Annotated in this window: 14 protein-coding genes; all 14 read left to right on the forward strand. The window is 68.3% G+C overall.

Annotation, left to right across the window (positions count from 1 at the left end):
* Window positions 1-26 precede the first annotated feature (26 nt).
* The 14 genes from CFB45_RS08450 to CFB45_RS08515 all read left to right on the forward strand — a co-directional run bounded on the left by CFB45_RS08450 (window position 27) and on the right by CFB45_RS08515 (window position 13,986).
* A complete protein-coding gene (locus CFB45_RS08450) occupies window positions 27-1,661 on the forward strand; it encodes a GspE/PulE family protein (protein WP_089425249.1) in 1,635 nt (544 codons plus the stop codon).
* Window positions 1,642-2,412: a hypothetical protein gene (locus tag CFB45_RS08455; protein WP_256976583.1), complete on the forward strand. Its 771-nt coding sequence runs from the start codon at window positions 1,642-1,644 to the stop codon at window positions 2,410-2,412. Before CFB45_RS08450 ends, CFB45_RS08455 begins: the two co-directional genes overlap by 20 nt.
* Window positions 2,409-2,939: a hypothetical protein gene (locus CFB45_RS08460; RefSeq protein WP_089425250.1), complete on the forward strand. Its 531-nt coding sequence runs from the start codon at window positions 2,409-2,411 to the stop codon at window positions 2,937-2,939. Before CFB45_RS08455 ends, CFB45_RS08460 begins: the two co-directional genes overlap by 4 nt.
* Window positions 2,936-3,490 (forward strand): hypothetical protein, encoded by a 555-nt coding sequence (locus CFB45_RS08465; RefSeq protein WP_089425251.1) that lies wholly within the window; start codon window positions 2,936-2,938, stop codon window positions 3,488-3,490. Before CFB45_RS08460 ends, CFB45_RS08465 begins: the two co-directional genes overlap by 4 nt.
* Window positions 3,490-3,966 (forward strand): hypothetical protein, encoded by a 477-nt coding sequence (locus CFB45_RS08470; protein ID WP_256978165.1) that lies wholly within the window; start codon window positions 3,490-3,492, stop codon window positions 3,964-3,966. Before CFB45_RS08465 ends, CFB45_RS08470 begins: the two co-directional genes overlap by 1 nt.
* Before the next feature lie 31 nt (window positions 3,967-3,997).
* On the forward strand, window positions 3,998-6,358 hold the full coding sequence (locus CFB45_RS08475; RefSeq protein WP_089425253.1) for a secretin N-terminal domain-containing protein: 2,361 nt from the start codon (window positions 3,998-4,000) through the stop codon (window positions 6,356-6,358).
* Window positions 6,355-6,843 carry a type II secretion system protein gene (locus CFB45_RS08480; protein ID WP_089425254.1) on the forward strand — a complete coding sequence of 163 codons (489 nt, stop codon included), beginning with the start codon at window positions 6,355-6,357 and terminating at the stop codon, window positions 6,841-6,843. The genes CFB45_RS08475 and CFB45_RS08480 overlap by 4 nt, the downstream gene beginning before the upstream one ends.
* Window positions 6,818-7,213 carry a type II secretion system protein gene (locus tag CFB45_RS08485; protein WP_089425255.1) on the forward strand — a complete coding sequence of 132 codons (396 nt, stop codon included), beginning with the start codon at window positions 6,818-6,820 and terminating at the stop codon, window positions 7,211-7,213. The genes CFB45_RS08480 and CFB45_RS08485 overlap by 26 nt, the downstream gene beginning before the upstream one ends.
* Window positions 7,200-7,739 carry a type II secretion system protein gene (locus CFB45_RS08490; protein ID WP_089425256.1) on the forward strand — a complete coding sequence of 180 codons (540 nt, stop codon included), beginning with the start codon at window positions 7,200-7,202 and terminating at the stop codon, window positions 7,737-7,739. Before CFB45_RS08485 ends, CFB45_RS08490 begins: the two co-directional genes overlap by 14 nt.
* A 13-nt stretch (window positions 7,740-7,752) precedes the next feature.
* Window positions 7,753-8,436, forward strand: a complete 684-nt coding sequence (locus tag CFB45_RS08495; protein ID WP_089425257.1) for a response regulator transcription factor — start codon at window positions 7,753-7,755, stop codon at window positions 8,434-8,436.
* Window positions 8,437-9,026: 590 nt separating this feature from the next.
* Entirely contained in the window at window positions 9,027-9,548 is a 522-nt protein-coding gene (locus CFB45_RS08500; protein ID WP_174974610.1) for a fimbrial protein, read from the forward strand.
* Between the two features lie 17 nt (window positions 9,549-9,565).
* The gene (locus CFB45_RS08505; RefSeq protein WP_089425259.1) at window positions 9,566-10,294 is read left to right on the forward strand and encodes a fimbrial biogenesis chaperone; all 729 of its coding nucleotides are present in this window, start codon (window positions 9,566-9,568) and stop codon (window positions 10,292-10,294) included.
* Window positions 10,295-10,408: 114 nt separating this feature from the next.
* Entirely contained in the window at window positions 10,409-13,021 is a 2,613-nt protein-coding gene (locus tag CFB45_RS08510) for a fimbria/pilus outer membrane usher protein (protein ID WP_089425260.1), read from the forward strand.
* 5 nt (window positions 13,022-13,026) lie between these two features.
* The gene (locus tag CFB45_RS08515; protein ID WP_144025186.1) at window positions 13,027-13,986 is read left to right on the forward strand and encodes a fimbrial protein; all 960 of its coding nucleotides are present in this window, start codon (window positions 13,027-13,029) and stop codon (window positions 13,984-13,986) included.
* Window positions 13,987-13,998 lie beyond the last annotated feature (12 nt).

Raw genomic sequence — 13,998 nt, forward strand, 5'->3', positions numbered from 1 at the left:
CTCGCTGACCAACAGGAGAAAACTGAATGAAAACGGAACACATCGCTCAACGCTGGCAGTCGGAATCGGAGGCATCCGGCGTTGGCTTCGCGCAATACGTCGACGGCCTGCTGAGCGGCGACGCATCGGTGCTGGCCGAAGTGGCGGCCTGCCTCGGCGTCGACGCGGTCGACGCGCAGACGCTGCAGGCGGCGCCGACGCGCTTCGACCTGCTGCCGCTGCACGATGCGCTGACCTGGCGCGTGCTGCCGATCGAGCGCGACGGCGCGGCCTGCGTCGTCCTGGCCGATCCGTTCGCGCGCCAGGTGCGCGACGAACTGCTCGCGCGCTTCGGTGCGCAGCCGGTGCAGATGGCGATGAGCGTGCCGGGCGAGGTCGAGCGGCTGCTCGGCGACGTCGAGTCGAACGAGCGTCTGATGGACGACGTGACCATCGATGCGCAGGGCGATTCGCTCGCGCAGGCGATCGAGTCGATCTCGCTCGCGAGCATCGCGAAGGACGAAAGCCCGATCATCCGGCTCGTCAATACAACCCTCTACGACGCGCTGCAGAGCCGCGCGAGCGACATCCACCTCGAAGCGGTACCCGACGGCCTGGCGATTCGCTACCGGATCGACGGTGTGTTGCAGTCGATCCGTCACATCCCGGGGCTCGAGACGGCCGCGCAGACGCTGTCGCGTCTCAAGGTGCTGGCCGCGCTCGACATCGCGGAAAAGCGCGTGCCGCAGGACGGCCGTTTCAAGGTCGTGATGCAGGGCCGCGAGATCGATTTCCGCGTGTCCATCATTCCCGGCACCTATGGCGAGAACGCGGTGATGCGCGTGCTCGACAAGTCGCAGCGCGGCGACAGCGTGAGCCTCGACGTGCTCGGCTTCGACGCGCAGACGGCCCGGCGCGTGCGCGCGCTCGCGCACCGGCCGTACGGGCTGATGCTCGTGACGGGGCCGACCGGCAGCGGCAAGTCGACGACGCTGTATGCGGTGCTGTCGGAAGTCAACACCGGCGACGACAAGATCATCACGATCGAGGACCCGGTCGAATACGAACTGAAGGGCGTGCTGCAGATTCCCGTCAACGAGCGCAAGGGGCTCACCTTCGCTCGCGGGCTGCGCGCGATCCTGCGGCACGATCCGGACACGGTGATGGTCGGCGAGATCCGCGACGAGGAGACCGCGTCGATCGCGGTGCAATCGGCGCTCACCGGTCACCGCGTGCTGTCGACGGTGCACGCGAACGACGGCTTCAGCGTGATCGACCGCTTCATCTACATGGGCGTCGAGCCGTCGACGTTTCTCGAGGCGCTGAACGGCGTCGTGTCGCAGCGGCTGGTGCGGCGCATTTGCGAAAGCTGCGGCGGCGCGGCGGCCGATGGTGCCGATCTGGCGGGGGCGTCGCTCGACGACCTGAAGCACGTGGTCACGCCCGGCGAGGGTTGCGAAACCTGCCGGGGCACCGGTTATCACGGCCGGATCGGCCTCGCCGAAGTGCTGACGCTCGACGCGGCGATGAAGGCTGCGTTGCTCGAGCGTTCGATCGAGAAGCGCGCGCAGGCGCTCGCGAACAACGCGGACTACCAGTCGATGCGCGATGCGGGCCTCGCCGCGATTCGCGCGCGACTGACGACGTTTCAGGAGGTGCAGCGTGCGATCGCCGTGGAATAACGTGTTCGCGGTGCTCGACGCCGACCGGCTGCGCGTATGGACGAGCGACGACTGGCGCGCACGGCGCGCCGGCGAGCCGCGGATCGTCGTCGCGCACGACGGCGCGCCCGCCGAAGCGCTGGCGCGGGTGCTCGGCGACCTGCCGAAGGCGCGCCTGCCGATGCTGAACCGCGTGCACGTCGTCGCGGGGCATCCGTGGACGCATGGCGTCGTGCTGCCCTGGCAGGACGGGCTGGTGTCGGACGCCGCGTGGGACGGTTATGCGCGCGCGCTGTTCGCCGCCCGTGCGCAGCGCGGCGCGCTGCGGATTCGCCTCGAAGGCGGGCGGCGCGGCCGCGCGCAACTCGCGGTGGCGGCTTGCGACACGTTGCTCGTGTCGCTCGACGAGACGTGCCGCGCAGCCGGCTGGCGGCTCGTCAGCGTGCGCGACGCGCTGTCGGTGGCGCTCGCCACGCATGCGAAGCACCTGGGCGGCGACGACTACCGCTATGCGTTGCTGCAGCCGCGCGTCGTCACGTGCGTGTTCCGGCGTGCGGGCGAGTGGGCCGACGTGGTCACGCTGCCGCGCGCGGGGGGCAGCCGTCTCGACGACTGGTTCGCGGCCGCGGCGTTGATGGCCGGACAGCCGCTCGCCGGCGCGGCCTTCGCGAGCGCGCTCGACGGCACGCTGCCGAGCGCGGCCGCCGACGGTGTCACGTTGCTCGACGACGACATGGACCAGGCCGTGCTCACGCAGGAGGAGCCGGCATGAAGCGCCTGAACGAACTGGATTTCGCGGCGCCTCGCACGCGTGTCACGCCGTGGGCGGCCGTCGCGCTGTGCTGCGCGCTGCTGACCGGCGCGTTCGTCGCGAGCGAGTGGTCCAACGTCGAGCGGTTGCGCGACGAGGTCGACAGTATCGAAAGCCGCATCGACCAGCGCCAGCGCGCGATCGAGCGCGAGCAGCGCCGGCAGAAGAACATGACGGCGGAGGAGCGCCGCATCGCGCGCGTGCTCGACCAGCAGCGCACGAGTGCAACCGGCGCGGGACCGGCGGTGGTCGACTGGATCGAGCAGGCGTGGACGCCGCAGATCGCGCTGAAGCTGCTGACGGTCGACAAGGCCGGACAGGAAGCGCGCCTCGAAGGCGGTGCCGCGCATCTGTCGCACATCTACATGTTCGTCGACCGCCTGAAGGACCGTCACCCCGACCGCAAGGTCCGCCTGCTGCAGCACCGGACGAAAGCCGAGGACGGCAAGAACATTTTCTATTTCAGCCTGAACATCGAACACCCATGACGAACCTGAAATCAATCGACATGACCGCGCTCGCCGAGCGGCTGCGCTGGGGCGCCTATGCGGCGTCCCGCAAGCTGGGCGTGCCGGGGCTGGTGGCAGGGGGGCTCGTCGTGGCGCTGATCGGCGTGCACGCGTGCTACCTGCAGCCGGGCGCCGAGCAGCTCGAGGCCGATCGCGACGCGCGGACGAAGGCGCTGGCCGCGCTGCCGAAACCGGGCCAGAAGGCCGGTAACGGCGGCATGACGCTGCAGCAGGTGCAGCAACTGCGCAGCACCGAGCAGGCGTACTCGATCGTCCAGATCCTGACCCAGCACGGTATGGAGCGCAAGCACGCGACCTATCGCCGCGAAGTCGAGGTGCAGGGCAAGCTGCGCCGGCTCACGATCAACGTCGCGCTGTCCGGCAGCTATGTCGGGTTGCGCGAAGCGATCCGCGAGATTACGCAGCAGCCGATGGTACGCATCGAGGGACTGTCGGTCGAGCGTGAGCGGATCGACAGTCCCAACGTGATCGCCGACCTGCGGGTCAGCCTGCTGGGGCCGGATGCATGATGCGCGCGCCCCTGATCCCGATCGCGGCCGCGCTCGCGCTGGCTGCCGCGTGCGTCGCCGGCGGCAGCGCGGCGAATGAGACGCACGAGCTGGCGCCGGTCGTCGACCTTTTTCCCGCGCAGAGCTGGGCATCGCTTGGCGCGGAGACGGCGACCGACGCCGAGCCGCCGCCCGACGCGGCGCCCGAATCCGACATGCCGCCGCTCGACACGCCGATCGACGCGCCACCGGTTGCGTCGGCGCCGTTCGACATTGCCGGCGAGTGGCGCGAGAACGGTCATCGCATCGTCGTGCTGGACGGCGCGGGCAAGACTTTCCTGCTGTGCGAATCGCGTTGCGGCGTGCGTGACTCGGTGCTGCCGGGCGGCGAGATCGCCGAAGGCTACCGGCTGAAGAAACTGGGCAAACAGGGCGCGGTGATCGTGACCCGTGGCGGCAGCGATATCGAGCTGTCGCCGCCCGTCCCGACTCCATGAACCCCGATTTGAACCTGTTCCGAACATCATCATGAAACGTAAACTCAGTCTTTTGCTCCTGATCTCGGCGCTCGCGCTGACAGGATGCGCGAGTACCCCATTCAACGCCGCGCCTGCCGCCGCCACGACACCCGCCGAGCGCCTCAGCACGCTGCAGCAGCAGAAGCAGGCCGCGCCCGACGACATCGCCCTTACCACCGCCGTCGAGGGCAGCCGGCAGGAGTATGTGCGCGCCGAGCTGAAGGCAGCCGACCGCCAGGTCGCGCAGGGCAACCATGCCGCCGCGATCGACCACCTGAACAACGTGCTGCGCGAGGAGCCGGGCAACTTCAAGGCCAGCCAGTCGCTCGAGCAGGTCAAGCGCCGCCAGCAGATGTCGGTCGACCTCGCGCGCGCGCAGCGCATCGGCGGCGAGAAGCCGCAGGAAGCGCTCGAGATCGTGCGGCGAATTCTCGCCGAGCAGCCGAACCATGCGGACGCGAAGCGCCTGCGCGATACGCTGCTGAATCAATCGCAGGCCGGTCGCACGGTGCGCCCGCAACTGGCCGACGCGCTGCGCAAGCCGGTGTCGCTCAACTTCAAGCAGCAGCCGCTGATGAACATCTTCGACGTGATTTCGCGCGTGTCCGGCGTGAACTTCGTGTTCGACCGCGACGTGGATACCAGCCAGCCCGCGACGCTGTTCGCGGAGCGCACGACCGCCGAGGACGCGATCAACCTGCTGCTGCGCACCAACCAGCTCGAGAAGAAGGTGCTCGACAAGCACACGCTGCTCGTCTACCCGTCGCAGCCGGACAAGGCGCGCAACTACACGGAGTTCGCGATTCGCACGTTCTTCCTGTCGCACGCGGACGCGAAGTCGGTGATGGCCGCGCTGCGCCAGATGATCAAGCCGAAGGACGTCTACGTGGACGAGCGCGTGAACGCGGTCGTCATGCGCGACACGCCGGAGACGATCCAGGTCGCGGAGCGCGTCGTGATGGGCCTCGATATCCCGCAATCGGAAGTCACGCTCGACGTGCAGGTGCTGGAGGTCAACATGAACGACAGCCTCGATCTGGGCGTGCAATATCCCGGCAAGGTCCAGTTCAACGCGCTGGGCAGCGTGGAGGGCGGTGCACTGACGCTCGGCGACCTGCTGCGCCTGAATCGCGATCGCGTCGGCGTGTCGAGCGAATCGGGCGGGCTCGCGCTCGCGATCGACATGTTGCAGAAGCAGGGCAAGACCAAGACGATCGCGAATCCGAAGATCCGTGTGCGCAACATGGAGAAGGCGAACATCAAGATCGGCGAGCGTGTGCCGATCGTCACGACCACCAATGCGAACGGCGTCGTCACCGAATCGGTCAGCTACCAGGACGTGGGCCTGATGCTGAAGGTCGAGCCGCGCATCAGCCTGAACGAGGAGGTGAGCGTCAAGGTGAACATGGAGGTCAGCAGCATCCTGTCGAAGGAAACCACGAAGACCGGGCTCGTCGCCTATTCGCTCGGGACGCGCAACGCGGAGACGCTGATGACCGCGAAAAACGGCGAAACGCAGATCCTGGCCGGCCTGGTGAAGCGCAATGAAAGTGAAAGCATCGCGGGGCTGCCGGGCATGTCGGGCCTGCCGGTGCTCGGCCGGCTGTTCGGCTCGAACGGCCGCAGCAGCGAGCGTTCGGAGATCGTGCTGCTGATCACGCCGCATATCGAACGCAATCTCGACCTGCCGACGTCGGCGGTGACGACCTTCCTGTCGGGTACCGAGTCGCGCGTGACCACCGAGGCGCTGACGCTCGAGTCGGCACGCGCCGTGCCGGCGCGGATGACGTCGTCGGACGGCCCGGACCTGAACGCGCCGATCGAGCCGTCGACGCCCGCAGCCAACGATGCGAGCGCCGAACCGGCCAACGCCGACGCCGAGCCGCAGGCACCCGCTCAGGCCGAGCAGGGCGCGCGCGGTACCGGGATGATGCGTACGCGTGCGGATGCCGGGCGGCAACCGGCTGCGGCGATCAAGACCGTAGCGGCCCAGGTCGCATCGGTCGCACCGAGCCGTGCGGCCGCGCCGCGCGGCGAGATCACACGCGCCGTCGCTGCGGCGGCACCGGCTGCCGGCCCGCGTGCGGAAGTCGTCGCCGCGCAGGGTGACGTCGACGCGTCTCCGCAGGCGGTGCAATCGCCCGCCGTCGTGCGCGCCGTTGCGCCGGTGACCGTGGCCGATGCCGCCGCGCCGCGCGCGGCGCTCGCCGAGTCGCAGGCACGTGGTGAGCATCGCATCACCGCCGCGGTACGCTCGCTGATCGGCTCGCTCCACGCGCTCGTCGTGCGTTTGACGGGCGAGCGCGAACCGGCGCCGGTGCGGTATGCCGACGCGCCGGTCCTGCTGTCGCGTGCACGGGGCTTCGCATGAGCATCCGTCGACGTGCGCGCGCGCGCGGTTTCACGCTGATCGAACTGCTGGTGGCGTTGACGCTGCTCGCGTTGCTCGCGACCGTCTCGCTGCCGCTGACCGACCTGGTCAAGCGCCGCTCGGACGAGGCCGAACTGCGCCGTGCGCTGGTGGTGATCCGCTCGGCGCTCGACGCGTACAAGGCGGCGGCCGATGACGGGCGCATCGAGCGCAGTGTCGACGCGAGCGGCTATCCGCCCGACCTGCACGCGCTCGTCGACGGCGTCGAGGACAAGAAATCGCCGGACGGCGCGAGACTGTACTTCCTGCGCAAGCTCCCCGCCGATCCGATGTGCGAATGCGAGGGCAAGGCGCCGGAGGACACCTGGGAAACGCGCAGCTATGCGAGCGACCCCGATGCGTTCTCGTCCGGCGAGGACGTGTTCGACATTCGCTCGACCAACCGCAAGGAGAGCCTCAATGGCGTCCCGTACAACCAGTGGTAAGCGTGCACGCCGCACCGCGGGCTTCACGCTGATCGAACTGCTCGTCGTGATGGCGATCATCGCGTCGCTCACCGCGTTCGTCGCCCCCGGCTACCTGAAGCAGAGCGATCGCGCGAAGGAAACGGTGCTGCGCCACAACCTGAACACGCTGCGCCAGTCGATCGACGACTATCGGGCGGATCACGGCCGCGATCCCGACACGCTCGAGGTGCTGGTCGACAAGCGCTATCTGCGCGAGATCCCGCTCGACCCGGTCACGGGCAAGCGCGGCTCCTGGCAACCGCAGGCCGGCGACCGGGGCGGCGTCGCGGACGTGAAGAGCGGCGCGAAAGGGCGTGCGCTCGACGGGAGCGCATATGGGACATGGTAACCGGCGGCGTGGCGGCCGATGCCGCGGCCCGCGCGGGCAGCGCGGCATCGCGTATCTCGGCGTGCTGATGCTCGTCGCGGCGCTGGGGCTCGGCATGACGCAGGCCGCGCGCATCTGGCAGACGGTGCAGCAGCGCGATCGCGAGGCGCAGTTGCTGTTTGTCGGCGACCAGTATCGCGCGGCGATCGCAAGCTACTACAATGCGGCGGGTGGCAGCCGCTATCCGGAGTCGCTCGACGTATTGCTCGAGGACCGCCGCGCGCTGCCGACGCAGCGTCACTTGCGGCGTCTGTACGCCGATCCGCTGACCGGGTCGACGCAGTGGGGGCTCGTGAAGGCGCCGGACGGCGGCATCATGGGCGTGTTCAGCGAGGCGCCGGGGCAGCCGCTGAAGCGCCAGGGCTTCCCCGCGCGGTACGATACGTTCGGCGACAGCGACGCCTATGGCGAATGGGCTTTTGTTTACTTGCCGCCCGCTCCGGCCGACGGAGTGGCGAACGGGCCCGAGGACGGGGTGGCATCTTGAGACTGGATCGAACATGATTGTCGCAATACTCGAAGACATGGTGACGCAGGCGGGCGTCGTGGCCGGCTGGCTCAACAAGGCCGGCTACGACACGGAGGTGCGTCACGACGGCGACAGCTTCATCGAGCTGGTGCGCACGCAGCGCGTCGACGTGCTGCTGCTCGACTGGGACGTGCCCGGCAAGTCGGGGATCGAGGTGATGCGCTGGGCGCGCGAATCGTTTGCCGACACGCTGCCGATCATCATGATGACGCAGCACGACGGCGAGAACGACATCGTGTTCGGTCTGAACACCGGTGCAGACGACTATCTGATCAAGCCGTTGCGGGAGCGCGAACTCGTCGCGCGCGTCAATGCGCAGGCGCGCAAGTACTATCCGGAGACGCAGCGCGCGAAGGTCGTCGAGGTCGGCAAGTTCGTGCTCGACACGAGCTCGCATGCCGCGACCGTCGACGGCGTGCCGGTCGAGCTGTCGCAGCGCGAGTTCGATCTCGCGCTGATGCTGTTCGAGAGCGTCGGGCGGATCGTGTCGAAGGACATGATGATCAAGCGTATCTGGGGCGTGGTGGACCGGAAGTACGATGCGACGCTGGCCACCTATGTCAGCAAGTTGCGTACGAGCCTCGGGTTGCGGCCGAAGAACGGGCTCGCGATCACGACGATCTACAACTACGGGTATCGGCTCGAGTTGACCTGAGCAAGCGGCCGGCCGCGGCGACGCGCGCCGGCTGACCACAGGATCGGTATCGCCGATCCTTCCAGTCCCCATCCGTATTCCCGTTCCGGCAAGGCTGTCGCGGCACGCCGCTTCAGCCGCCGTTCGGCATTGAATCGACGCGCCTGCGCGAGGCTATCCTGAGGCTTTCGCGAGGCACGGCAGCCCGTCTCGCCGCGCTCCGGTCACATCCCGTTCCCCCCGTCGTTCGTCATCGCCGCCGCGAGCGGTACGCTCGGTCGTGCCGGCCTCGGGCGCGTTTGCGCGCACCATCCGTGTCGATGGCCATATCGCTGCACGGTGCATCTTTCGCCAGATGGTGAGGATTCCTTTCGTATTTTCCGGGTGCTGTCCTCTACGTCGACAGGTGCGCCCGTAATGGCTGGGCAGCGTCGTCGCCGGCATCGCATTGCATTGCGATTCATCCGTCCAGGCGGCACGCGTTGAGAATTTTCTTAAGTTTGTTGGGTGGCGATGGCCGGATCGGAATAATGCCTGCGAACTCGACGGGTTCGTTGTTCCGCTGTCAGGGACCGGCAGCGGAAATCCTCAATTCTCTACCCAGATACTCGATGAAAAAGACCCAGAAATCCCTCCTGTTGGCCGCGCTCCTGGCCGCATTCGGTTCGACGTCCGCACTCGCCGCGGATGGCACGATCAACTTCCACGGCAAGATCGTCGCGACGACCTGCAAGATCGACAACAGCAATATTCAGGTGCCGCTCGGCGCGATCGGTATCGACCAGCTCGCCACCGCCGGCCAGGAAAGTCGCCGCGTGCCGTTCCAGATCGCGCTGAGCGAGTGCAACGACCAGCTGAGCGGCGTGCGCGCGCAGTTCGAGGGCACGTCGAACGACGACGATCCGACGCTGCTCGCGATCGGCACCGGCGCGCAGGACGATGCGAAAGGCGTCGGCATCCAGTTGATGGACGAAGGCGGCAAGCAGATCGGCATCAACACCGAGACCGACACGCTCAAGCTGACGCCGGGCAGCAACGTGCTGAACTTCGCCGCGAACTACGTCTCGACGTCCAACCAGACCGAGGCGGGCGAGGCGAACGGCACGGCGTCGTTCACGCTGCACTACCGCTAAGCAGACGGGATCGACCGATGACGATTCAATTCGGACAACGTACGCTGGCCTGCGTGCTCGGGCTGTGCATGACCCACGGCGCGCTGGCGGGCGTGGTGGTGGGCGCGACGCGCATGATCCTGCAGGAGGACCGGCGCGAAGCCGTCGTGCCCGTGAAGAATGCGGACAGCCAGCCTTACGTCGTGCAGGCCTGGATTGACGGCGGATCGACGAAGGGCGGCGCGAAGGCACCGTTCTTCGTCACGCCGCCGCTGTCGCGGCTCGATCCCGGCAAGGAAAACCTGCTGCGCGTGATGCCCGTCAAGCACGGGCTGCCGTCCGATCGCGAGTCGCTGATGTGGCTGAACGTGAAGGAGATTCCGGCCACGCCGAAGCAGGACAACGTGCTGCAGATCGCGATCCAGACGCGGATCAAGGCGTTCTATCGGCCGCAGGGCCTGACCGGCTCGTCGGCCGATGCGCCGGCGGCGCTGACCTGGCGCATCGCGCCGTCGGGCGACGGTGTGCTGCTGACGGTGAACAATCCGACGCCTTATCACGTCACCTTCTCGAAGATCGGCATCGATGCCGGCACGATCGAGGACGTCGATCTCGAGATGGTGCCGCCGCTGCAGGCGGCGACCTACAAGCTGCGCTACATCCACGCGGTGCCGACGCAGCCCGTCACGCTGCGGTTCAGCACGATCAACGACTACGGCGCGGTGACGCCGTCCGTCACGATGAAGGTGCCGACCGGCGCCGTTTGACGCAACGCGGTCGCGGGGCCGGCCAGCGGCCACTCCGCGATCCGCTTTTCCGACTTTCCATTTTTTTGACTTCATGCGGCGTGCGCTCATCCGGCGCGCGCCGTTCCCCCATTCATGACACGATGCCTTGACCCGCTGCGCCGATGCGTGCTCGCGCTCGCTTCGACCTTCGCGTTCGGATTGCCGACCGCGGGGGCGCACGCGCACGCGAACACGGCATTCAATCCCGCGTTCCTCGCGTTCGGCAACCCGCAGGCGGACGTGGATCTCGACGTGTTCGCCGAAGCGAACGTATTGCTGCCCGGCGTGCACCCGGTCGAGGTGTCGGTCAATGGCGAAGCGTCGGGCATGCACGACATCCGCTTCGAGCGCGATCCACGCGACGAGCAAGGCAATGCGGTGCGGCCCTGCCTGAGCGCCGCCCAGCTCGACGGGTTCGGCGTGAACCTCGCGGCCTATCCGCGCGTCGCCGAGGTGGATGCCGCAGATGCCGCAGATGCCGCAGATGCCGCAGATGTCGCAGATGCGCCCGGCGCTACGCTTGCGTGCGTCGATCCGCGTGATGCGATGCCGGACGCAACGGTCACGGTGGATCCGGATCGTCAGACGCTGGCGCTGACGGTCCCGCAGGCGAAGATGAAGCGCGTGCCGCGCGGCTCGGTCGATCCGTCGCGCTGGGACGAAGGCATCAATGCACTGCGCTTCGACTATCGCTTCAACGCCGCGCAGCGGCGTTACGACGGGCCGTCGGGCCACGCGACGGAAGCGTACGGCAGCGTGCGCGCGGGCCTGAACCTCGGCGCGTGGCGCCTGCGCAGCAGCGCGATGGTGAACCACAACGCGTCGGGGCTGCAGACGCAATTCATGAATACCTATCTCGAGCGCGACATTCCCGGCTGGCGCAGCCGCGTCACGTTCGGCGAGAACTTCACGTCCGACAACGTGTTCGACAGCGTGGCGTTCCGCGGCGTGCAGCTCGCGTCCGACGACACGATGCAACCGGACAGCCAGCGCGGCTACGCGCCGGTCGTACGCGGCATCGCGCAAAGCCATGCGAAGGTCGAGATTCGCCAGAACGGCTATCTGATCTACAGCAGCTACGTGCCGCCGGGGCCGTTCGAGATCGACGATCTGTACGCGATTGCGGCGCATGCGGACCTCGAGGTGACGATCGTCGAGGCGGATGGCCAGAAGCGCAGCTTCATCCAGCCGTCGGCGAGCATTCCGACCCTGCTGCGCCAGAATGCCTGGTCGTATCGCGCGGCCGCGGGGCGCTTGCGTGCCGATTCCGCCCAATCGCAGTGGTTCACGTCGGCGAGCGCCGCTTACGGCTTGCCTGGCGAGACGACGATCTACGGCGGCGCGACGTTCGCGAACGGATACGCGGCGCTGGCGGCCGGCGCCGCGCGCAACCTGGCGCGGATCGGTGCACTGTCGGTGGACGTGACGCACGCCCGTTATCGGGACCAGGCGGGGCAGGCGGGCGCGGGCAGCGCAGTGCGCGCGATGTACGCGAAGGCGTTCGCGTCGACCGGCACGGAACTGCGCGCCGCGCATCACCAGTACTCGGGCGGCTATCGCAGCCTGTCCGACGTCGTGGTGCGCTACGCGACGTCGGTCGACACGTGGGCCGGCCGCGCGGGCAAGCGCAGCCGCAGTGAGCTGAGCGTGTCGCAGAGCCTGGGGCGCGCGGGCTCGCTGTACGTCAGCGCGAGCCGGCGCGCCTACCGCGACGGTGCGGGCGAGGACCGGCTGCTCCAGCTCGGCTATTCGGGCAGCGTGTCGCGCGTGTCCTACAACGTGAGCCTGAGCGCCGAGCAGCGCGCGCGCGGCGAGCGCAGCCGGCAGGTGTCGCTGAACCTGTCGATTCCGTTCGGCGGCGGGCGCACGACGACACCGCACGCGTACGGCAGTGCGACGCTGATCGCCGGTACCGCGGGCACCGAGCAGCGCGCGGGCGTGTTCGGCACGTTGTTCGACGACGATCGCCTGAGCTATGGCGTCGACGCCGATCGCACGGCTCACGGCCTGGGCGGTGCGGTGAACCTGAACTACCGTGCGACGGCCGGCCAGTTCGGGGCCACCCACAACCAGACGCGCAGCGGCTCGCAGACCTCGGTCAGCGCGGCGGGCGGGATGGTCGTGCACGGCGGCGGCGTCACGCTGTCGCAGCCGCTCGGCGAAACCGTCGCTCTGGTGCGTAGCGAGGGTGCGGCCGACGTCGGCGTGATCGCGCATGCCGGCGTGCGTACCGACCGCGCGGGCTATGCGGTCGTGCCGAGCGTCACGCCGTACCGGCAGAACCGCATCGCGTTGCGCACGGCGGAACTCGATCGTCAGCTCGAGATCCGCAACGCGATCGTGCACGTCGTGCCGACGCACGGCGCGGTCGTGCTGGCGCCGTTCGAGGTCGAGGCGGGGCGCCTGATGCTCGACATGACCGACGACGCGGGCCAGCCGGTGCCGTTCGGTGCCGCCGTGCTGACGACGGCCGGCAAGGAGGTCGGCATGGTCGGCCCGAACGGGCAGGGCTTCGTCACCGGCGTCGGCCGGGCCGGCGACCTGTTCGTGCGATGGGGCGCGCGCCCGGACGAGCGCTGCGCGCTGTCGTACAACATGGGCGAGTCGACGCCGCACAGCAATTTCCCCGAACTCGAGGTCGTCTGCTCGCGCACGCATCCGGCGCTGCGGGCCGACGCTTCTTCACCCACTTCCCCCCGTTCATGAAACCCATGATTTCCCGATTTGCCGCATGCCTGCGCCGCTGGGCGGCGTTCGTCGCGCTGACGCTCTGCACGGCGCCCGCGTTTGCCGCGTGCCTGAGCCTCCCCGAAGATTTCAATCCGATCGAGTTCGGTTCGATCGCGGCCGACGGCGTCGAGGTCGGCGGCGTCGTCCGGTCGATCCGGTTCACGCTGACTCTCACCTGTGCGCCGAACGGCCAGGGCGAGCCGCTGGCGCGGACCTTGAATTACTCGAGCGAGTTCGGCCCCGCGCCGGGCATGAACCTGTGGGCAACCAATCTCCCCGGCCTTGCGCTGCGGATGGTGCGCGACGGCGAGGATCTCGGCAGCAAGACGGAAGGCGTGCTCGGGACGCATCCGGGGGACGGCTCGGCGCGCGAGTTCGTGATCGACATGGAGCTCGTCAAGATCGGGCCGGTGACGCCCGGCTTCCTGCTGGGCCAGGCGTTTATCGTCGAGGCGTCGCCCGTGAGCGGCGATCCGGGCCATTACGTGGTGCGCAAGCACATTACGAGCAGTTACGTGCGGGGCGTCGCGTGCACCGTCAATACGGCTTCGAAGCATCTCGTCGTGCCGCTCGGCGCCGTGCCCGCGTCGGCCTTCGACGGTCCGGGCTCGACCCAGGCGTCACGCGAATTCGCGATCGACCTGACCTGCAGCCCGTTCGGCGAGGCACGGCCGACACCGCTGTCGATCCAGCTGCTCGGCGAGACGGTGCCGGGCACGACCGACGTGCTGAAGCTGCTCGGCGATGACGCCGCGCTGGGTGTCGGCATTCGCGTGCTGAAAAACGATGCGCCGGTCACGTTGAACACCTGGCACAGCCTCGGCGACGCGACGGTCGGGGCAACCACGTTGCCGTATACCGCGCAGTACTACCAGTACGGCGAGCGCGTGACGGCGGGGTCGGGCGACGGTGTGATGACGTTCCTGATCGAGATGCGCTGACGCTGCGCCGGG

Source organism: Burkholderia sp. HI2500 (genome assembly GCF_002223055.1).
Classification (GTDB): Bacteria; Pseudomonadota; Gammaproteobacteria; order Burkholderiales; family Burkholderiaceae; genus Burkholderia.